The sequence below is a fragment of the Bradyrhizobium sp. NBAIM03 genome (genome assembly GCF_020194055.1).
GTDB lineage: Bacteria > Pseudomonadota > Alphaproteobacteria > Rhizobiales > Xanthobacteraceae > Bradyrhizobium > Bradyrhizobium yuanmingense.
This window is the reverse complement of sequence record NZ_JADYVS010000001.1, coordinates 384,075-403,468: the sequence shown is the minus strand read 5'-3', so window position 1 is coordinate 403,468 and position 19,394 is coordinate 384,075. Positions and strand designations below refer to the sequence as shown.

16 protein-coding genes are annotated in these 19,394 nt (G+C 63.6%); 5 read left to right on the top strand and 11 right to left on the bottom strand.

The window, feature by feature from the left end; genetic code table 11:
• Positions 1-2: 2 nt before the first annotated feature.
• A complete protein-coding gene (locus I6F21_RS01825; RefSeq protein ID WP_225182722.1) occupies positions 3-2,852 on the bottom strand; it encodes a bifunctional transaldolase/phosoglucose isomerase in 2,850 nt (949 codons plus the stop codon).
• Positions 2,853-3,702: 850 nt separating this feature from the next.
• Here I6F21_RS01825 and I6F21_RS01820 point away from each other — a divergent pair.
• The 3 genes from I6F21_RS01820 to I6F21_RS01810 are packed head-to-tail and all read left to right on the top strand — an operon-like array spanning position 3,703 to position 8,489.
• On the top strand, positions 3,703-5,646 hold the full coding sequence (locus I6F21_RS01820) for a PrkA family serine protein kinase (RefSeq protein ID WP_036007284.1): 1,944 nt from the start codon (positions 3,703-3,705) through the stop codon (positions 5,644-5,646).
• Positions 5,647-5,676: 30 nt separating this feature from the next.
• Positions 5,677-6,954, top strand: a complete 1,278-nt coding sequence (locus tag I6F21_RS01815) for a YeaH/YhbH family protein (RefSeq protein WP_193374965.1) — start codon at positions 5,677-5,679, stop codon at positions 6,952-6,954.
• Complete coding sequence (locus tag I6F21_RS01810) at positions 6,951-8,489, top strand: SpoVR family protein (protein WP_225112114.1); 1,539 nt, start codon at positions 6,951-6,953, stop codon at positions 8,487-8,489. Before I6F21_RS01815 ends, I6F21_RS01810 begins: the two co-directional genes overlap by 4 nt.
• Before the next feature lie 212 nt (positions 8,490-8,701).
• Here I6F21_RS01810 and I6F21_RS01805 read toward each other — a convergent pair whose 3' ends face one another.
• The 6 genes from I6F21_RS01805 to I6F21_RS01780 all read right to left on the bottom strand — a co-directional run bounded on the left by I6F21_RS01805 (position 8,702) and on the right by I6F21_RS01780 (position 11,476).
• A complete protein-coding gene (locus tag I6F21_RS01805) occupies positions 8,702-9,142 on the bottom strand; it encodes a DUF1801 domain-containing protein (protein WP_225182721.1) in 441 nt (146 codons plus the stop codon).
• Between the two features lie 11 nt (positions 9,143-9,153).
• Positions 9,154-9,357 (bottom strand): hypothetical protein, encoded by a 204-nt coding sequence (locus I6F21_RS01800; protein ID WP_225149127.1) that lies wholly within the window; start codon positions 9,355-9,357, stop codon positions 9,154-9,156.
• Positions 9,358-9,396: 39 nt separating this feature from the next.
• A complete protein-coding gene (locus I6F21_RS01795; RefSeq protein WP_225182720.1) occupies positions 9,397-9,825 on the bottom strand; it encodes an SRPBCC domain-containing protein in 429 nt (142 codons plus the stop codon).
• Positions 9,822-10,145, bottom strand: coding sequence for a metalloregulator ArsR/SmtB family transcription factor (locus I6F21_RS01790; RefSeq protein ID WP_036027285.1), 324 nt, complete (start codon positions 10,143-10,145; stop codon positions 9,822-9,824). Before I6F21_RS01790 ends, I6F21_RS01795 begins: the two co-directional genes overlap by 4 nt.
• Before the next feature lie 221 nt (positions 10,146-10,366).
• Positions 10,367-10,816: a DsrE family protein gene (locus tag I6F21_RS01785; protein WP_036042249.1), complete on the bottom strand. Its 450-nt coding sequence runs from the start codon at positions 10,814-10,816 to the stop codon at positions 10,367-10,369.
• A 39-nt stretch (positions 10,817-10,855) separates the two neighbouring features.
• The gene (locus tag I6F21_RS01780; protein WP_225182719.1) at positions 10,856-11,476 is read right to left on the bottom strand and encodes a hypothetical protein; all 621 of its coding nucleotides are present in this window, start codon (positions 11,474-11,476) and stop codon (positions 10,856-10,858) included.
• Between the two features lie 321 nt (positions 11,477-11,797).
• On the opposite strand from I6F21_RS01780, the gene I6F21_RS01775 reads away from it, so the two are divergent.
• Together I6F21_RS01775 and I6F21_RS01770 are read left to right on the top strand one after the other, a co-directional pair.
• Complete coding sequence (locus tag I6F21_RS01775; RefSeq protein WP_225155301.1) at positions 11,798-13,330, top strand: SUMF1/EgtB/PvdO family nonheme iron enzyme; 1,533 nt, start codon at positions 11,798-11,800, stop codon at positions 13,328-13,330.
• Between the two features lie 17 nt (positions 13,331-13,347).
• The gene (locus I6F21_RS01770; RefSeq protein ID WP_036007306.1) at positions 13,348-13,794 is read left to right on the top strand and encodes a DUF4399 domain-containing protein; all 447 of its coding nucleotides are present in this window, start codon (positions 13,348-13,350) and stop codon (positions 13,792-13,794) included.
• On the opposite strand, the gene I6F21_RS01765 is transcribed toward I6F21_RS01770, so the two are convergent.
• The 4 genes from I6F21_RS01765 to I6F21_RS01750 form a co-directional block, all read right to left on the bottom strand.
• Positions 13,795-14,850 (bottom strand): 2-oxoacid:ferredoxin oxidoreductase subunit beta, encoded by a 1,056-nt coding sequence (locus I6F21_RS01765; protein ID WP_225112120.1) that lies wholly within the window; start codon positions 14,848-14,850, stop codon positions 13,795-13,797.
• A complete protein-coding gene (locus I6F21_RS01760) occupies positions 14,847-16,694 on the bottom strand; it encodes a 2-oxoacid:acceptor oxidoreductase subunit alpha (protein ID WP_225112121.1) in 1,848 nt (615 codons plus the stop codon). Before I6F21_RS01760 ends, I6F21_RS01765 begins: the two co-directional genes overlap by 4 nt.
• Entirely contained in the window at positions 16,664-18,463 is a 1,800-nt protein-coding gene (locus tag I6F21_RS01755) for an FAD-dependent oxidoreductase (protein WP_036007315.1), read from the bottom strand. Before I6F21_RS01755 ends, I6F21_RS01760 begins: the two co-directional genes overlap by 31 nt.
• Before the next feature lie 240 nt (positions 18,464-18,703).
• Entirely contained in the window at positions 18,704-19,381 is a 678-nt protein-coding gene (locus I6F21_RS01750) for a DUF4286 family protein (protein WP_036027271.1), read from the bottom strand.
• Positions 19,382-19,394 lie beyond the last annotated feature (13 nt).

The following is a 19,394-nucleotide window of genomic DNA, read 5'->3' as shown; positions in this document are numbered from 1 at the left end:
CTTTAGTTCAGCGCGTCGTTGAGCGCTGCATTGAGCGCGGCAAGGCCTGTCTTGAGCCCACCCTTCAGGTGCACCCGCAGCGCACGCCGGCCGCGTTCCGTCAGCACGTCGAAATCGCCGCGCGCCTGCGCCGCCTTGATCACGCCGAAGCTCGCCTTCTGGCCCGGCACAGGCAGGTCCTTGGCGTCATCGGCGGTGATCTGGAGGAAGACGCCGCTGTCGGGCCCGCCCTTGTAGGCCTGTCCCGTCGAGTGCAGGAAGCGCGGGCCGAACTCGGCGCAGGTCGCGACATGCCGCTTCTCGCGCACCTCGAGGCGCATGGCCCGAAGCGCGTCGATCGTGGCCTTGTCGCGCGCGATGTAGCCGAGCAGGGCGACGTAGTCTCCGTCGCTGGATCGCGACAGATGCGCCTTCAGCCAGGAGCCGAGATCGCCATTGGCGCCGGCGGCGCGTAGCGCCGTGGCGTTGGCCTCGTCGGTGTAGAGATCGGCTTCCTTGGTGCTGACCACCGGCTCTTCCGCCGGCAGCTTGCCGGTCTTCTCGAACGCGGCGGTGAGCTCGCGGGTCTTGATCTTGGCCGCTTCGACGTCCGGCTGGTCGAACGGGTTGATGCCGAGAATGCTGCCGGCCACGGCGGTTGCCATCTCGAAGCGGAAGAATTCCTGGCCGAGATGCTCGATCGACTTCATGACGATGCGCACCACGGGGTGACCCGCCGCCTCGATCGCGGCAAGCTGGGAATCGTGTGCGGCGTCCGCTTCGCCTTCGACGCGGATGTCGATGAAGAAGCGGTCGTTGCCGTAGACGGAGGGATCGCCCAGCGGCTCGCCCTCGATCGGGATCAGGCCCTTGCCCTCCTTGCCGGTCGATTCCGCGATCAGCTGCTCGGCCCAGGCGCCGAAATCGGCGATCTTCTTCGACGCCAGGATCGTCACCTTGTCGCGGCCTTCGAGCCCGGCGAGACCCATGGCAAGGCCGAGCTGCACGCCCGGGTTTTCGGACGGCGGCACATCGGGGCCACAGGAGCGGGCCATCGCCAGCGCATGCTTGACGAAGCTCTTGACGTCGATGCCCGCGGTTGCCGCCGGCACCAAGCCGAAGGGCGAGAGCACCGAATAGCGTCCGCCGATCGAGGGCTCGCCGTGGAAGATGCGGGCGTAATGAAGGCTCTTCGCCGCCTTCTCCAGCGACGAGCCGGGATCGGTCACCGCGATGAAGCGATGCCCGGTCTTCACCTTTGCACCCACCGCCTTGGCAACCTGCTCGTGGAAATAGTCCTTCATCGCGTTCGGCTCGGTGGTGCCGCCGGACTTGCTGGAGACGATGAAGACGGTGTTGGCGATGTCGATCTTCGCCTCCATCGCCCGCACCTGTGCCGGATCGGTGGAGTCGAGCACATGCAGCTTGGGGAAGCCGGGCTTCTTGCCGAAGGTCTCCGCCAGCACCTCGGGGCCGAGGCTGGAGCCGCCCATGCCGAGCACGACGGCGTCGGAGAATTTCTGGCTCTTCACGCGGCCCGCATAGTCCTCGTAATCGGCAATGTCGGCCTTGGCTGGACTGTCGAGCCAGCCGAGCCATTTGTCCTCGTCCGCACCGGTCCAGACCGACTTGTCGCGCTGCCACAGCCTGCGGATCTTGGCCGACGCCCGCCATTCCTCCGTGGTCTTGGCCAGCGCCTTGCCGAGCCCGTCGCCCAGCGAGAGCTGCTGGCGGTCGAGTGCGGGGCCGAGCACGACGGCGCGCTTGTGGGCGACGGCGCCGTAAAGCTTGTCGGCGGCATCCGCAAACAGCTTGACGCCGTCCTTGACCAGCTCCTCGGCGATCGCATCGAGCGAGATGCCGGAGCGCTCCAGCTCGTCCAGCACGCGCTTCGCGTCCTCGACGTTCTCCTCCAGGCTGTCGCGCGGCTTGCCGTGGTCGCGGAACGCATCCAGCGTTGCAGGCGGCACGGTGTTGATGGTGTCTGGGCCGATCAGCTCCTCGACATAGAGGACGTCGCTGTAATCCTTGTTCTTGGTGCCGGTGGAGGCCCACAGCATGCGCTGCGGCTTGGCGCCCTTGGCGGCGAGCTTCTCCCAGCGCGGGCCTGCGAACAGGCGCTTGTAGTCCTGGTAGGCGAGCTTGGCGTTGGCGATCGCCACCTTGCCCTTGAGCGCGGCGAGACGTTCCTTCTCGGACGGATCGTTGGCGCGGGCGATCTTCTCGTCCAGCTGCTTGTCGACCACCGAATCGATCCGGCTGACGAAGAAGCTGGCGACGCTGGCCACATGCGACGGATCGCCGCCGCCGGCGACGTAGGTCTCGAGACCGGCGATGTAGGCCTCGGCCACCTCGAGATAGACGGCCTTGGAGAACAGTAGCGTGATGTTGATGCTGATGCCCTCGCTGATCAGCTGCTCGATCGCCGGCAGGCCCTCCGGCGTCGCCGGCACCTTCACCATCAGGTTCTTGCGACCGACGTCCTTCCAGAGCCGCCGCGCCTCCGCGATCGTGCCCGATGTGTCCATGGCGAGATAGGGCGAGACCTCCAGGCTGACATAGCCGTCGCCGCCCTTGAGGCGGTCGTAGACCGGGCGCAGCACGTCGGCTGCGTTCTGGATGTCCTCGATCGCGACGGCCTCGAACAGGTCGGCCACGGTGCGGTCGCCGCGCTTCAGCGCCTTGCCGATCGGGGCGTCATATTCGTCCGAGCTGCCGATCGCCTTTTCGAAAATCGACGGGTTGGAGGTGACGCCCTTGACGCCGTCGGTGTCGATCAGCCGCTTCAGGTCGCCCTTGGCGATGAAGCCGCGGGCCAGGAAGTCGAGCCAGACCGCCTGTCCGTGCTTTTCCAGTTCTTTGACGGGATTCATGATGCTTATTATCTCCAAGCCTGCGGACGAGGGGTTTTCGCGAAGGTCTGACGCGCTATCCTCTAGCCTACATGCACCCGGGAGGGAACCAATCAAGGGTGCGGGAGTCATACCCTCCAGTGTAACTCCGTCGCGATCATGGCGATCCAGACGGGCAGCTTACTGTTGCGTAAAGGTCGTCACCATCCGGCCGATCTTAGCGCCTCGCTGCCCAGCGGGCATGTCGTCGTCATCCACTCCTTCGCATCCGCGCTCTCCGTATCGACAATGAATTTCTGCCACGGGGTTCGATAGCGGAGATCTTGCTCGAAGATTGCCCCGGTCACGAAATGATCGTGCTGAGGCCGACGCCGGACATGCGAAGAGCTCCGCAGCATCCCAAGCTGGCCGTTACGCACAGAACGATCGCGTTGTCATCCGTCGGGGTGGGCCTGGCCTGGCAGCGACTGTGACACGGTGCTGCGCGTTGCCGCGACGTACAGGCCGCCAGCACACCGCATTGCAGCAGGAAGATGAACGGGGACCGCAAGGCTTCGCCGTACAAGCGTCATAAGATCGCCGCTCCCGGCCCGCTATGCTGCATTGCCGGATGGGGCCATCCCCGGGAACGCCCGGATGTGGCGACCGAGTGACATTTTCTGGAAATGAGCCAGAATAGACAGAGATTCGCACAAATTACAGGCAGGTGCCTGTTCGTAACTCATGGAGTGCCTACGTTGTGCGTTGCGTCGAGTCGGCACCCGGGTGTCCAATGACTGTCATGTGCTCACGCTGATTCGAAACGGCCTGAGGAACGGTCCGGTAACTGCTTTCGTTTCAGCTTGTAGCGGAACTCACGCGGAGAGGGATCATGTACAACGATTCTCTATTCAACGCTTTCGCTCGGTCGTTCGAGGCGAGAAGCCAGCACGACATGTCGATGGCGGAATATCTGGAATCGTGTCGAAGCGATCCCATGAAATACGCGAACGCGGCTGAACGACTGCTAGCGGCGATCGGTGAGCCTCAGACGATTGACACGGCCAAGGACCCACGCCTTGGCCGTATTTTTTTGAACCGCACCATCCGCACCTATCCAGCCTTCGCCGGCTTCTACGGCATGGAAGAAACCATCGAGCGCATCGTCGGTTTCTTCCGCCATGCGGCGCAAGGTCTCGAAGAGCGCAAGCAGATCCTCTATTTGCTCGGCCCGGTCGGCGGCGGCAAGTCCTCGCTCGCCGAGCGGCTCAAGTCGCTGATGGAAGTGCAGCCGATCTACGTGCTCAAGGCCGGCGACGAGCTCTCGCCCGTGTTCGAGAGCCCGCTCAGCCTGTTCGATCCCGATCAGCTCGGTCCGATGCTGGAGGAGAAGTACGGCATTCCGCGCCGTCGCCTCACCGGCCTGATGAGCCCGTGGTGCTACAAGCGGCTGGAAGCGTTCGGCGGCGACATCTCGCAATTCCGGGTCGCCAAGATCCAGCCGTCGCGGCTGCGCCAGATCGCGATCGCCAAGACCGAGCCCGGTGACGAGAACAACCAGGACATCTCCTCGCTGGTCGGCAAGGTCGACATCCGCAAGCTCGAGACCTACGCCCAGAACGATCCCGACGCCTACAGCTATTCCGGCGGCCTCAACCGCGCCAATCAGGGCGTGCTCGAGTTCGTCGAGATGTTCAAGGCGCCGATCAAGATGCTGCACCCGTTGCTGACCGCAACCCAGGAAGGCAATTATATCGGCACCGAGAATATCGGCGCGATCCCATTCACCGGCATCATCCTGGCGCACTCGAACGAAGCCGAGTGGGCGAGCTTCAAGGCCAACAAGAACAACGAAGCCTTCATCGACCGCATCTGCGTCATCAAGGTGCCCTACTGCCTCAGGGTCACCGAGGAGCAGAAGATCTACGAGAAGCTGATCCAGGGCTCCGAGCTCGCCTCGGCTCCTTGCGCGCCGTCGACGCTGGAGACGTTGGCGCGGTTCTCGGTGATGTCGCGCCTGCGCAAGCACGAGAACTCCACCCTGTTCGCCAAGATGCGGGTCTACGACGGCGAGAGCCTGAAGGAATCCGATCCGAAGGCGCGCAGCGTCCAGGAATATCGCGACGCCGCCGGTGTCGACGAGGGCATGGATGGCGCCTCGACCCGATTCGCCTTCAAGATCCTGGCTGCGACGTTCAACCACGATCCGCAGGAGGTGGCTGCCGACGCCGTGCATCTGATGTACGCGCTGGAGCAGGCGATCCGCCGCGAGCAGCTGCCTGAGGAGACCGAGAAACGCTATCTCGAGTTCATCAAGGCCGAGCTCGCGCCGCGCTACGCCGAGTTCATCGGCAACGAGATCCAGAAGGCTTATCTCGAATCCTACTCGGATTATGGGCAGAACCTGTTCGATCGCTACGTCGACTATGCCGACGCCTGGATCGAGGACCAGGACTTCAAGGATCCCGATACCGGCCAGTTGCTCGATCGCGAGCTTTTGAACCAGGAGCTGACGAAAATCGAGAAGCCGGCGGGCATCGCCAACCCCAAGGATTTCCGCAACGAGGTCGTCAAATTCTCGTTACGCTCCCGGGCCCAGAACGGCGGCAAAAACCCGACCTGGACCTCCTACGAGAAGATTCGCGATGTGATCGAAAAGCGGATATTCTCCCAGGTCGAGGACCTGCTTCCGGTCATCTCCTTCGGGTCGAAGAAGGACGGCGAGACGGAGAAGAAGCACGGCGAGTTCGTCGCACGCATGGTGGAGCGCGGCTATACCGAACGTCAGGTTCGCCGGCTCGTCGAATGGTACATGCGCGTGAAGCAGGCCGGTTGAGGCGGATGGGAGGCGAATGGTAAAGTGCCCATTCACATTATTGACAGGCGCCTGAATCCAGGCGGCAAGAGTCTTGAGAACCGCCAGCGGTTCTTGCGTCGGGCCAAATCCCTGGTGCAGGGCGCCGTCAAGAAGACCTCGCAGGAACGCGACATCAAGGACGTCCTGGAGGGTGGTGAGGTCACGATTCCACTCGACGGCATGCACGAGCCGCGTTTCCGCCGTGAAGGCGGGACGCGCGACATGGTCCTGCCCGGCAACAAGAAGTTCATCGAAGGCGACTATCTCCAGCGCTCCGGGCAGGGCAGCGCCAAGGATTCCGGTCCCGGCGAAGGCGACAGCGAGGATGCCTTCCGTTTCGTGTTGAGCCGTGACGAGTTCGTCGATCTGTTCCTCGACGACCTCGAGCTTCCGGATCTCGCCAAGCGCAAGATCGCGCAGACCGAGAGCGAAGGCATCCAGCGCGCCGGCTACACCATGACCGGCTCGCCCGCCAACATCTCGGTGAGCCGGACGGTGAAGCTCGCGCTGGCCCGCCGCATCGCGCTCAAGCGTCCGCGCAAGGACGAGATCGAGGAGCTGGAAGCCGCGATCGAAGCCTGCACCGACGAGGACGAGCGTGCGGCTCTCGTGGCCCGGCTCGAAACCTTGAAGGCGAAGTCCAAGCGCATCCCCTTCATCGATCCGCTCGACATCCGCTACCGGCGCTTCGAGACGGTGCCCAAGCCCGTCGCGCAGGCCGTGATGTTCTGCCTGATGGACGTCTCCGGCTCGATGTCCGAGCACATGAAGGACCTGGCGAAACGCTTCTACATGCTGCTCTACGTGTTCCTGAAGCGGCGCTACAAGCACGTCGAGATCGTCTTCATCCGCCACACCGACCGCGCCGAGGAGGTCGATGAGCAGACCTTCTTCTACGGTCCGGCCTCGGGCGGCACGCTGGTCTCCAGTGCGCTGCAGGCGATGCACGAGATCGTGCGCGAGCGCTTCAACCCGTCGGATTGGAACATCTACGCCGCGCAGGCTTCCGACGGCGACAATTCCTATTCCGACGGCGAGCTCACGGGGCTCCTCTTGACCGAGAAGATCCTGCCGGTCTGCCAGTTCTTCGCCTATCTCGAGGTAGGCGAGGCCGGCGGCAGCGCCTTCGATCTCTCCGACTCCTCGCTCTGGAGCCTCTACGAACGCCTGCGCAACAGCGGCGCCCCGCTCTCGATGCGCAAGGTCTCGGAGCGCAGCGAGATCTTCCCGGTATTCCACGATCTGTTCCAGCGCCGCGACACTGCCCAGGAGAAGGCCGCTCCATGAAGGAACGTTTGTTCGAAGGCGCCGATTGGGATTTCCACACCTTGCAGCGCATCACCGATGCCTGCGAGGAGGTGGCGCTGAAGGATCTCGGCCTCGACGTCTATCCGAACCAGATCGAGGTCATCACCGCCGAGCAGATGCTGGACGCCTATTCGTCGGTCGGCATGCCCCTGTTCTACAAGCACTGGTCGTTCGGCAAGCACTTCGCTTTCCATGAGGCGTCCTACCGCAAGGGCCTGATGGGACTGGCCTACGAGATCGTCATCAACTCCTCGCCCTGCATCTCCTATCTGATGGAGGAGAACACGGCGACGATGCAGACGCTGGTGATCGCGCACGCCGCCTTCGGCCACAACCATTTCTTCAAGAACAATTATCTGTTCAAGCAGTGGACCGATGCCGACGGCATCCTGGACTATCTCGACTTCGCCAAGAACTACGTCATGCAGTGCGAGGATCGCTACGGCCGCATCGAGGTCGAGCGCACGCTCGACGCCGCGCACGCGCTGATGTCGCACGGCATCGACCGTTATCCCGGCAAGAAGAAGCTCGATCTGCGCGCCGAGGAGAAGCGGGCAGGGCGTCGCCGCCAGCACGAGGAGGAGGTCTTCAACGATCTCTGGCGCACCGTGCCGAAGGGCGCCGCCAAGAGCCGCTCCACGCTCAGCATCGAGCGCCGCCGCAAGCTGCTCGGCCTGCCGCAGGAGAATTTGCTCTATTTCCTGGAGAAGAGCGCGCCGCGGCTGGCGCCCTGGCAGCGCGAGCTGCTCCGCATCGTTCGCCACATCGCGCAATATTTCTATCCGCAGAGCCAGACCAAGGTCATGAACGAGGGGACGGCGACCTACGTCCATTATCGCATCATGACCAAGCTGCACGAGCAGGGTCGCATCAGCGACGGCAACTTCCTCGAATTTCTGGGGTCGCACACCAATGTGGTGTTCCAGCCCGAATTCGACGACCCGCGTTTCTCCGGCTTCAACCCCTACGCGCTCGGCTTCGCGGTGATGCAGGACATCGAGCGCATCGTCGCCAATCCGGAAGACGAGGACCGCGAGTGGTTCCCCGACATCGCCGGCAAGGGCGACGTCATGGGCGTGCTGCGCGACGTCTGGGCCAATTACCGCGACGAAAGCTTCATCGGGCAGTTCCTGAGCCCGAAGCTGATGCGGCACTTCCGCATGTTCCATCTGCACGACGATCCCGAGGAGCGCGCCGGCATCCGGGTCGACGCCATCCACGACGAGCGCGGCTTTCGCCGCGTCCGCCGCGAGCTGGCGCGGCAGCACGATGTCGGCTTCATCGACGCCAATATCGAGGTGGTCGACGTCGATCTCTCCGGCGACCGCCGCCTGATCCTGCATCACCACGTCATCAAGGGCTCGCAGCTCAACGAGACCGACGCCAAGCGCGTGCTCCAGCACCTGGCCGATCTCTGGACCTACGACGTCGCACTGATCGAGGTCGACGCCAACGACAAGGTCCTGCGCGAATACGTCGTCAGCCCGCGCCCGATCGCGGCGGCGGTGGCGTGACGGGGGCTGCCTACATGGGGCACCACGCGAGGTGCGCATTGATGTGCCCTCGCCCCTTGCGGGAGAGGGCAGCGACGCCGGCAGACATAAGCTCACTGGGGTGAGGGTATCTCTCCGCACTCTCCCGTGCCGATGGAGACCCCTCATCCGGCGCTTCGCGCCACCTTCTCCCGCAAGGGGAGAAGGAAGGCACTTGTGGCGGCCCATCGCGTCTACGAGGCTGATCGCTTCCCCGGCTTCTTCTTGCTCGCATTCAGCTCCACCGCCGCGCGGATCAGCGCCTTCAACGCATTCTCGTTGATCGTTTCGCCCTCGCGAATATCGATCGCGCGGCGCACATTGCCGTCGAGGCTGGAATTGAAGAGACCTGCGGGATCCGCCAGCGCGGCGCCCTTGGCGAAGGTCAGCTTCACGACCTCCTTGTAGGTCTCGCCGGTGCAGATGATGCCGTCGTGCTCCCAGACGGGAACACCGCGCCATTTCCACTCTTCGACGACATCAGGGTCGGCCTCCTTGATCAGCGCGCGAACCCGCCCCAGCATCTCGCCGCGCCAGTCGCCGAGCTCCTTGATCCTGCCGTCGATCAGCTTGGATGGCGAGGTGGTACCTGCTTGCTTCGCGCTGCTCGTCTTCGCCGCCACGGGCTTCTTCATCACCGCCTCGTTCACGTGTTGCTGCGGCCGCGATAAGGCAGCGCGAACAGATAGAGCCCGGTCGCGAGCAGCGGAATCAGCGGCACCAGCGCCAGGAAGCCGATCCACACGGCCTCGACCTGCATCGTCATCGCCACGATGTTGGCGATGACGGCAAGCGTGAAAGCCATCGACAGCCAGCGATGAATCTGCCGAATCCACATAGGCGTGCTCATTGGGACCTCCTTTGAGAATGATCGGAATGGGTGGTGGAGCTAGCTCGCCCGCGCCAGCAAATCGTCCAGCTTCGCCAAAAACTGCTTCCAGCCGGCATGCGCGCCGCCGAACGCCTGTTTCTGCGTCGGGCGGAAGCCCGCCTGCTCGACGCGCAGATGCGTGCCCGCGCTCGTCGGCGTCAGCGTGAAGGTGACGATGCTCTTGAGGTCGAAGGCGGCGTCCTCATGCGAGAAATTCCAGGTGTAGGCCAGCGTCCTCTGCGGCTCGATGGTGAGCACCTCGCAATCCAGCACGCCGCCCCATTCGCCGCGCAGATTGAAGCGATGGCCGACGACCGGCTTGAAGTCGTTCTTCATCAGCCATTCCTCGATCAGATGCGGCTGCGTCAGCGCGCGCCAGAGCCGCTCGGCGGGATAGGCAAATTCGCGCTCGATCACGACGGAGCGCGTCTCGGCGGGTTCGTTCATTGGTCCATCCTCTTCAGGAGATCGTCGAGGGCATCTAACCTTTTCTGCCAGAACCCGGCCATCTGGCCGGTCCAGTCGATCAGCGGATTGAGCGCACCGGGCTGCGCGCTGTAATGGGTCTGCCGACCTTCGTGCCGGTCGCGCACCAGGCCCGCCTGCTTCAGGGCGCCAAGATGTTTCGACACCGCCGGCTGCGACACGCCTGATCGCGCCGTCAGCGCCCCGACCGTCTGCTCCCCCTCACGGCACAGCCGCTCGAAGATCGCGCGCCGGGTGGGGTCGGCGAGCGTTCTGAACAGAAGGTCGGGGGTGGGAGTCATGAAAAATCCATAACCGGGAGGTTATGGGTAGACTCATAACTGTAGAGTTATGGGTGAGTCAAGTGGACTTGGAGGGAAATGGCTGTCGCTCGCGCAACGTCCTCCGCCGTCATTGCGAGCGCAGCGAAGCAATCCAGAATCCCTCCTCGGAGACAGTCTGGATTGCTTCGTCGCAAGGGCTCCTCGCAATGACGGAGAATGTGGAGGCGCCCCGCGAAACGCTACGGCCGCAAATACAGATACCCCTGCGACTGCAGCTCGGCGAGCCGCACCACGCCGCCGTTCTCGGCGTTGACGAAGCCTGGCAGCAGCTCGCTCAGCGTCACGTTCTGCGCCTTCATCGTGTTGCCGCAGGCGGCGAGCTCGACGCCGCCCTTGGAGAAATCACTGATCCGCTTGCTGACGTCGGGGTTGGCCTGCGCCGAGTGAAATGCCTTCAGCGCCGGGCCGTGGATCACCAGCGCGATCGTCACATGTTCTGGGCCGCCGACGCCGTCGAAGTGGTTCTGGATGTTGCCGAGCACGAAATGGACCTTCTCGGCGTCGCTGAGGTGATAGACCACCTTGAGCTTGTTCGACGGCGCGGTGGCGGTCGTGGCTTTCGCGCTGGAGGCGCCAAGCGCCGCACCCAAAGCCGAGACGGCGCTCCACAAGATGCTGCGGCGGTTCATGGCATTCTCCCTGGATTGCCTGACATTGCCTCAGGCATATCACTTGTGGCGCAGCGCCGCGAGTTCCTTGCGGTCGGTCACCAGCGAGGCGCACTCGCGATTGTCGGCCCGGTCGAGCCGGAAAATCTTGTCGTCGGCGCCGGCGGTCAGCGAATGCTCGGCGTCATCGTCCGGCTTGTTGTTCTGCCAGACCCTGACACGTTCGAGCCGCACGATCGCGGACTTGTCGTCCTTGGAGAGCGCAACGCCGATGCCGCCGCCATCGCAGTCGACGCCGCAGCCGAGGCGCACCTCGTCGCTGCTCTTTGTGAATACGGCGTGGTTGCACGAGCCGCTGGAGTCGAAATCGCCGCTGCGATGACGGTACCTGAAGCCGAGGCGGAAGGAATGGTGAAGCTCCTTGTCCTCCTTGTCGAATTCCGCGGAGATCAGCAGCTTCATCGCGGCGACCTTCTGCTTCGGATGCCGCGCCAGATGGTCGGCATCGTAGCGGCGGACGAAGCAGGCATAGGCCTTGTCGCCGGGAGGCTTCGCATACATCCGCGTATTGAAGGTCTCGGCCTCGGCCTTACCGGCCTCGCGGATATCGTCGACTTCCTCGGCGCGGCCGACGCTGGTCAGCGCAGCAAAAGTGAGGGCAGCAAGGATGACGAGCTTCATAAGGGCCTCGTGCACACGACAATTTCGTCGCAGCAGGACAGAGCTGCTGTCTGTTAGACGCAGAATTGGTGACCCGCGTTCAACCGTCGCAAGCCGCTCGAGCGGTGGTCGCGGTGCGGATTCGCGCAACTCGCTTCACGCTCCGCCTTAGTCACTGATGGGCTCGAGAAGGTTCAAGCGGTGAAGCGGGCGGCTCTTCGGAACTTGAAGCCTGCAATCGCTGCGACATTGTCTCGGTTCGTCAATGTGATAGCCTTCACAGACGATCGCCTTTGGCGGTCGTAGGCTGGGGCTGCCTTGTAAGTTTGTGGAGTCCCCCGCATGGGCGAAATTCGCAACTTCAGACCCGGAAATCCCGACGAGCCGCCGCCGCACAGCGGAATGCCTCGCCGTCTCGCCGCGATCATCGTCGGCGATATCGTCTCCTACAGCCGGTTGATGCAGGCCGACGAGGAAGGCACGCATGCCCGCGTCAAGCGGATCGAGCGCGACATCATCCAGCCCAGCATCATCGAGCACCATGGAAGTCTGGTGAAGACGACCGGCGACGGCTTCATCGCCATATTCGACAGTCCCGTGGAAGCCGTTCGATGCAGCATCGTCATCCAGCAGAATCTCGTCGGCCGCAACGCCTCCATTCCCAAGCATTCCCGGCTCGAATATCGGATCGGAGTCAATCTCGGTGACGTCATCGTGGAGCCGGACGACATCTACGGTGACGGCGTCAACATCGCCACGCGTATCGAGGGCATCGCGGAGCCGGGGCAGGTCTTCATATCCGGCGCGATCTACGAGCAGATCAAACACAAGATCGTATGCGGCTATGAGTCGCTCGGCGACCGCAAGGTCAAGAACATCACCGATCCGGTGCGCGTGTATCGTGTGCTGCCGGACGCTGATGCGGTCGGCAAGACAAGAAGCCGGCGTGAGAACGCGCTGATCTTTTTGCTGGCCATTACAGTGCTGATGATGGCCACCGGCGTGCTCTGGTATTTGCTGGCGCAGCCCGGCAGGATCGGCGAGCAGGCTGCCGCGCCGCCCACCGCTCCGGTCGTCTCACCGGTTCCTCAGCCATTGCCGAGCGAGGCGGCGAAGCAGACGCCGCAACCCTCTCCGTCATTGGCTTCGTCGCCTTCGGCCCCGACTCCGGCTCCGGCTCCCAGCCCATCGGCAACGCCGGTGCGCGAGCCCGAAATGATCGCCATTCGCGGCGGCAGCTTCGCCATGGGAAGCAACGACGATCCGACCGAGCGTCCCGTCCATCAGGTCACGATCAAGCCGTTCTCGATCGGAAAATATCCGGTAACGGTGCAGGAGTGGAACGAATGCGCTGCCGCCAAGGCGTGCGGATTCACGGCCACTGGCAAGGACGATGCCCCGGTCAGCAATGTGAGCTGGACCGATGCGCAGCAATATGTCGCCTGGCTCGCGCAAGCGACGAAGAAGCCCTACCGGCTTCCCAGCGAAGCCGAATGGGAATATGCGGCACGCGGCGGGACACAGACCAAATATTGGTGGGGCGACAAGCTCCAGCCGGGCATGGCGGGCTGCAAGGATTGCGGTGAACTTGCGGCCGAGCAGCCGGCCAAGGTCGGCAGTTTCAAGCCCAATCCATTCGGGCTTTACGACATGGGCGGCGGCATCGATCAGTGGGTCGCAGACTGCTGGCACCGGACGTATCAGGGCGCGCCCAGCGACGGCTCGGCGTGGACTAGCCCTGACTGCGGCTCTCATGTCCTGCGCTCAGGCTCCTGGAAGAACGATTCGAGATATGTGCGGCCGTCAAACCGCGGTGGATACGACACCGGCGTCCGTTACCCCACGCATGGATTCCGGATCGCGCTCAGTCCGTAGGTACTGGAGTCAATTTGATGAAGATCGTTTCCTGTATCGCGCTCGCGGCCGCCATCGCATTGCTCCCCGGCGCGGCCTATCCGCAAGGCAAAACTGCGCCAAAGGACGCCAAGCTTTATTTCATCTCGCCGTATGACGGCCAGAAGATCCGTGGTGGGTTTTGGGTCCGTTTCGGCCTGCGCAACATGGGCGTGACGCATGCCGGCGACGACTACCACAATGCCGGCCACCATCATCTGTTGATCGATGTGAAAGACCCCATTGATGCCAAGGAGCCGATTCCGCAGGACAAGTCCCATCTGCATTTCGGAGCCGGACAAACCGAAACGTTTCTCGAGCTTCCGCCGGGCACGCACACGCTGCAACTGGTGCTTGGCGACGCCAAGCACTATCCGTTCGAACCACCCGTCGTGTCGGAGAAGATCACGATACGCGTTAGGCCGGCGGCATCAGCGCGAAGATGATCACCGCAGGCTGGCGTTGATCTTGTCCAGCACCGCCGAGCCCGGGCAGAGCGTGTCCGCCTCCAGCGCGTTGAGCGGCGTCTCGACCGTGTTGAGATGCTCGTGCAGGTCTTCGGCCTCAGGGTCGACGTACAGAAGACCGGTGACGATCTGGCCCTTGGCGGCGTGCCTTGCGAGGAAGGTCTGGGCGCCCAGGCGGTCGTGCGGATCGTAATCCGCATCGATCTTGCGCAGCGCGATCTTGCTGCCGTCGTGCTGCTCGACCACCTGCACCGTGCCGGGCGCGTAGTCCACCGCAATCGGGTCGCGGCCGACCAGCACGTCGAGCCGGTTCACGGCGTCATTGTGCTCGCGGACATAGTCGAAGCTCTTGGTCGAGCCGGCATGGTTGTTGAAGGCGATGCAGGGGCTGATCACGTCGATGAAGGACGCGCCCTTGTGGCCGATCGCGGCGGCGATCAGCGGCACCAGCTGGCTCTTGTCGCCGGAGAACGAGCGCGCCACGAAGGTGGCCCCTAACTGCAGCGCGATGGCGACGAGGTCGATGGCGTTGTCGGTGTTGGTGACGCCCTTCTTGCTCTTCGAGCCGCGATCGGCGGTCGCCGAGAACTGGCCCTTGGTCAGGCCGTAAACGCCGTTGTTCTCGACGATATAGGTCATGTTGACGCCGCGCCGGATCGAATGCGCGAACTGCCCGAAACCGATCGAGGCGGAATCGCCATCGCCGGAGACGCCGAGATAGATCAGCTCGCGGTTGGCGAGGTTGGCGCCTGTCAGCACGGATGGCATGCGGCCGTGCACGGAATTGAAGCCGTGCGAATTGCCGAGGAAATAGTCCGGCGTCTTCGACGAGCAGCCGATGCCGGAGATCTTCGCCACCCGATGCGGCTCGATCGAGAGCTCGTAGCAGGCTTCGATGATCGAGGCCGTGATCGAATCGTGGCCGCAGCCCGCGCACAGCGTCGAGATCTTGCCCTCGTAGTCCCGATGCGTGTAGCCGAGCGCGTTCTTCTTCAGGCCTGGATGATGGAATTTGGGCTTTGCGATGTAGGTCATGACACGGCCTTGCGGAGCGGGGTCACCTTGAGGTGGTCCTGGTGGTCGCCAATGGCTTTGGCGATGAAGCGGGCGGTGATCGGCGTGCCGTCGTAATGCACGATCGGCACCAGCCGGACGGGATCGATGCCGTTCTCGTTGACGATGAGCTGGCGCAGCTGGCTGTCGCGGTTCTGCTCGACGACGTATACGAAATCGTGCTCGGCGAGGAAGCTGGCCACGCTGGAATGGAACGGGAAGGCGCGGATGCGCAGACGGTCGAGCTGATGCCCGCGCGCTTCCAGCAGGCCGATCGCCTCGTCCATCGCCGGCGAGGTCGAGCCGAAATATATCACGCCATATTTGGTCGGCCGTTCCGCATTGGCCTGCAGCGGACGCGGCACCAGGTCCTGCGCGGTCTCGAACTTGCGCATCAGGCGCTGCATGTTGTCGGCGTAGACCGTGCCTTCCTCGGAGTAGCGCGCATAGCGGTCCCGCGACGTGCCGCGGGTGAAGTAGGAGCCCTTGGTCGGATGCGTGCCGGGATAGGTGCGGTAGGGAATGCCGTCGCCGTCGACGTCGAGATAGCGGCCGAAGTCGCGGCCTTCCTCCAGCATCGCCGCCGTCATCACCTTGCCGCGGTCATATTGCCTGGCATCGTCCCACTTCAGCGGGCGGCAGAGCCGGTGGTTCATGCCGATGTCGAGATCGAGCATCAGGAAGATCGTCGTCTGCAGCCGCTCGGCGAGATCGAAGGCGGCGGCCGCGAACTCGAAGGCCTCGGCCGGGTCCTCGGGGAACAGCAGCACATGCTTGGTGTCGCCATGCGAGGCATAGGCGCAGGCGATGATGTCGCATTGCTGGGTGCGGGTCGGCATGCCCGTGGAGGGGCCGGCGCGCTGGATGTTCATGATCACGGCCGGAATCTCGGCAAAGTACGAGAGGCCGATGAACTCCGTCATCAGTGAGATGCCGGGGCCGGAGGTCGCCGTGAAGGCGCGGGCGCCGTTCCAGGACGCGCCGATCACGATGCCGATCGACGCGAGCTCGTCCTCGCCCTGCACGATCGCGTATTTCGCCTTGCCCGTTTCAGGATCGTGCCGGTACTTCTTGCAATGGGCGGTGAAAGCCTCGGCCACCGACGAGGACGGCGTGATCGGATACCAGGCACACACGGTGGCGCCACCATAGACCGCGCCGAGCGCGGCGGCGCTGTTGCCCTCGATGAAGATGCGGTCGCCGACCTTGTCGGACTTCTTCACGCGCAGCCCAATCGGACATTTCAGGTTCTGCAGCGCCCAGTCGCGGCCGAGATGCAGCGCATGGACGTTGGAGGAGAGCAGCTTCTCCTTGCCTTTGTACTGCTCGCCGATCAGCTGCTCGATCAGCTTGGGGTCCATGTCGAGCAACGCGCTGAGCGCGCCCAAATAGATGATGTTCTTGAACAGCTGTCGCTGACGCGGATCGGTATAGGTCGAGTTGGTGATCGCGGTCAGCGGCACGCCGATCACGGTGATGTCGTCGCGGAATTTGGTCGACGGCATCGGCTTGGTGGAATCGTAGAACAAATAGCCGCCGGGCTCGATGCCGGCGACGTCCTTGTCCCAGGTCTGCGGATTCATCGCCACCATCATGTCGACGCCGCCGCGTGCGCCGAGATGGCCGGCTTCCGTCACGCGCACCTCGTACCAGGTCGGCAGGCCCTGGATGTTGGAGGGGAAGATGTTGCGTGGGCTGACAGGCACGCCGTGGCGCAGGATCGCGCGCGCGAACATCTCGTTGGCGCTGGCCGAGCCCGAGCCGTTGACGTTGGCGAAGCGGACGACGAAGTCGTTTACGCTGCTGATCGGCTTTTTGTCGGACATGTCGAACCTGCGTGGGTCATCTCGATGAAATATTTCTGCATGTCCCAGGCGCCGGTGGGACAGCGCTCGGCGCACAGCCCGCAATGCAGGCAGACATCCTCGTCCTTCACCATCACCCGCCCGGTCTTCAGGTCCGAGGAGACGTAGAGGTCCTGGTCCGGATGCGCGGAGGGCGCCTTCAGGCGCTGGCGCAGATCGCTTTCCTCGCCGTTGGCGGTGAAGGTGATGCAATCCATCGGGCAGATGTCGGCGCAGGCGTCGCACTCGATGCAGAGCGAGGTCGAGAACACGGTCTGCACGTCGCAGTTCAGGCAGCGATGCGCTTCGCCGAGCGCCAGCTTGACATCATAGCCGAGCTCGACCTCGGCGCGGATGTCCTTCAGCGCAACGACCTTGTCGCGATGCGGCACCTTGTAGCGCTTGTCGGGCGAGATGTCGTTGTCATAGCTCCATTCGTGGATGCCCATCTTCTGCGAGGAGATCTGCACCTCCGGCAGCGGCCGCTCGTCGACCGCTTCGCCCGAGAGCATCTTGTGGATCGACAGCGCGGCGTCATGGCCGTGCGCGACCGCCCAGATGATGTTCTTCGGGCCGAACGCGGCATCGCCGCCGAAGAACACTTTCGGGTTGGTCGAGGCGAAGGTCTTCGGATCGACCTTCGGCATGTGCCATTTGTCGAACTCGATGCCGCAATCCTGCTCGATCCAGGGGAAGGCGTTCTCCTGACCGACCGCGACCAGCACGTCGTCGCAGGGAATGGTCTGATCGGGATCGCCCGAAGGCACGAGGTTGCGGCGGCCTTTGGCGTCGTATTCGGCTTTGACGTGCTGGAAGGTGACGCCGATCAGCTTGCCGGCGACATGCTTGAAGGCCACCGGGACCATGTAGTTGAGGATCGGGATATCCTCGTGGATCGCGTCCTCCTTCTCCCAGGGCGAGGCCTTCATCTCGTCGAAGCCGGAACGCACGACCACCGTGACTTTCTCGCCGCCGAGCCGGCGTGCGGTGCGGCAGCAATCCATCGCGGTGTTGCCGCCGCCGAGCACGATGACGCGCTTGCCGATTTTGTCGACATGGCCGAACGACACGTTGGCCAGCCATTCGATGCCGATATGGATGTTGGCGGCGGCCTCTTTCCGGCCGGGAAGCTCGAGCTCGCGGCCGCGCGGCGCGCCGGAGCCGACGAAGATGGCGTCGTATTTCTCGGCAAGCAGCGCCTTCATGCTGTCGATGCGGTGGCCGCCTTTGAACTCGACGCCGAGACCCAGGATGTAGCCGGTCTCCTCGTCGATCACCGAATTGGGCAGGCGGAATTTCGGGATCTGCGTGCGCATCATGCCGCCGGCTTCCGGGTCGGCATCGAACACGGTGCAGTGATAGCCGAGCGGCGCGAGATCGCGCGCCACCGTCAGCGAAGCGGGACCGCCGCCGACCAGCGCGACGCGCTTGCCGTTCTTCGGCCCGGGCTTCGGCAGCCGCTGCCTGATGTCGTCCTTGAAATCCGCGGCGACGCGCTTGAGGCGGCAGATCGCGACAGGGTTTTCCTCGACGCGTCCGCGCCGGCACGCCGGCTCGCAGGGACGATCGCAGGTGCGTCCCAGAATGCCGGGAAACACGTTCGATTTCCAATTGATCATGTAGGCATCGCTGTAGCGGCCTTGGGCGATCAATCGGATGTATTCGGGAACCGGGGTGTGCGCAGGACAGGCCCATTGACAATCGACCACTTTGTGAAAGTAGTCGGGGGCCGCGATGTCGGTCGGTTTCATTCCTACCCTGTCCGCGCAGGTCCGAAGACCCCGCGGCCTTTTTTGTTTGAGCTTGGCGAGCGCTTAATGCGCTTTGATCTGGTTTCTGAATGACGTCATTGGGTTAGCTTATTAGAACCGTTCCGAAGTACAACGGCAAATTTGCGCGCGTCACCGCTTTCATGGGAGCTACGCGTGCACGGCATTAACGCGCGGCGCACGAGATGCGTGCGGTGCAATATGCTGCGATGCGGATGCCGTTCAGCCGCGCGCGACATCGCTCTTGGCGAGGTCCCACATCAGGCAGTAGGTGCCGACGGAGATGGGGAGCGGGAAGGGCGCCGCAGCCGGGCCGGTGAAGCGCTCGGCGATAACGGCGGAGACGGCATTGACGTGCGTGCCGTCGATCAGCACGAACCAGTCGCGCGCGCCCTCGTTGCGCACCGCCGGAATTCCCGCCGTTGCGCCCGACAATTCCGGCTCGCTTTCGAGCAGGTGCATCGAGATGATGCCGTCGCGGTCCTGCGGCGCCAGCTTTTCTTGCAGCGCATCACGCCACGCACCGGCGTTGTCGGGCGTCGGCCGCAGCCGCACCAGGCCGAGCGACGCGCCGCGGCCAGTACCCTTGCTGATTGTGATGCGCGCGACCACGCGCAGCATGTCCCTGAAGCGCGCCATGGATCGCCGCGACCATTCGGTCTGGTCGGCGAGGCGCGCCCGGTAGGCGGGGCTGTCGAGCACGCCGAGCGTTTCGGTCGAGTACAGCGAGAGATATTTGGGGTTGGCGGCATGCGCGACATAGCGCCGCGCTTCGAGAAATCCGTCGATTGCGACACGCTCTTCCAGATGCTCGCGATCGTACCAGCGGTTGAAATCGGCCTCGTCCGCAGCGTCGATGTTCATCGACGTCAGCAGCATGCCCTTTCCGGCGAGCGGCATTCTTCTTGTCCTC

Coding starts and splice junctions, on each gene's coding strand:
- I6F21_RS01825 (WP_225182722.1), bottom strand. CDS start 2,852: ATGAATCCCGTCAAAGAACTGGAAAAGCACGGACAGGCGGTCTGGCTC.
- I6F21_RS01820 (WP_036007284.1), top strand. CDS start 3,703: ATGTACAACGATTCTCTATTCAACGCTTTCGCTCGGTCGTTCGAGGCG.
- I6F21_RS01810 (WP_225112114.1), top strand. CDS start 6,951: ATGAAGGAACGTTTGTTCGAAGGCGCCGATTGGGATTTCCACACCTTG.
- I6F21_RS01805 (WP_225182721.1), bottom strand. CDS start 9,142: ATGAAGAAGCCCGTGGCGGCGAAGACGAGCAGCGCGAAGCAAGCAGGT.
- I6F21_RS01800 (WP_225149127.1), bottom strand. CDS start 9,357: ATGAGCACGCCTATGTGGATTCGGCAGATTCATCGCTGGCTGTCGATG.
- I6F21_RS01795 (WP_225182720.1), bottom strand. CDS start 9,825: ATGAACGAACCCGCCGAGACGCGCTCCGTCGTGATCGAGCGCGAATTT.
- I6F21_RS01790 (WP_036027285.1), bottom strand. CDS start 10,145: ATGACTCCCACCCCCGACCTTCTGTTCAGAACGCTCGCCGACCCCACC.
- I6F21_RS01785 (WP_036042249.1), bottom strand. CDS start 10,816: ATGAACCGCCGCAGCATCTTGTGGAGCGCCGTCTCGGCTTTGGGTGCG.
- I6F21_RS01780 (WP_225182719.1), bottom strand. CDS start 11,476: ATGAAGCTCGTCATCCTTGCTGCCCTCACTTTTGCTGCGCTGACCAGC.
- I6F21_RS01775 (WP_225155301.1), top strand. CDS start 11,798: ATGGGCGAAATTCGCAACTTCAGACCCGGAAATCCCGACGAGCCGCCG.
- I6F21_RS01770 (WP_036007306.1), top strand. CDS start 13,348: ATGAAGATCGTTTCCTGTATCGCGCTCGCGGCCGCCATCGCATTGCTC.
- I6F21_RS01765 (WP_225112120.1), bottom strand. CDS start 14,850: ATGACCTACATCGCAAAGCCCAAATTCCATCATCCAGGCCTGAAGAAG.
- I6F21_RS01760 (WP_225112121.1), bottom strand. CDS start 16,694: ATGTCCGACAAAAAGCCGATCAGCAGCGTAAACGACTTCGTCGTCCGC.
- I6F21_RS01755 (WP_036007315.1), bottom strand. CDS start 18,463: ATGAAACCGACCGACATCGCGGCCCCCGACTACTTTCACAAAGTGGTC.
- I6F21_RS01750 (WP_036027271.1), bottom strand. CDS start 19,381: ATGCCGCTCGCCGGAAAGGGCATGCTGCTGACGTCGATGAACATCGAC.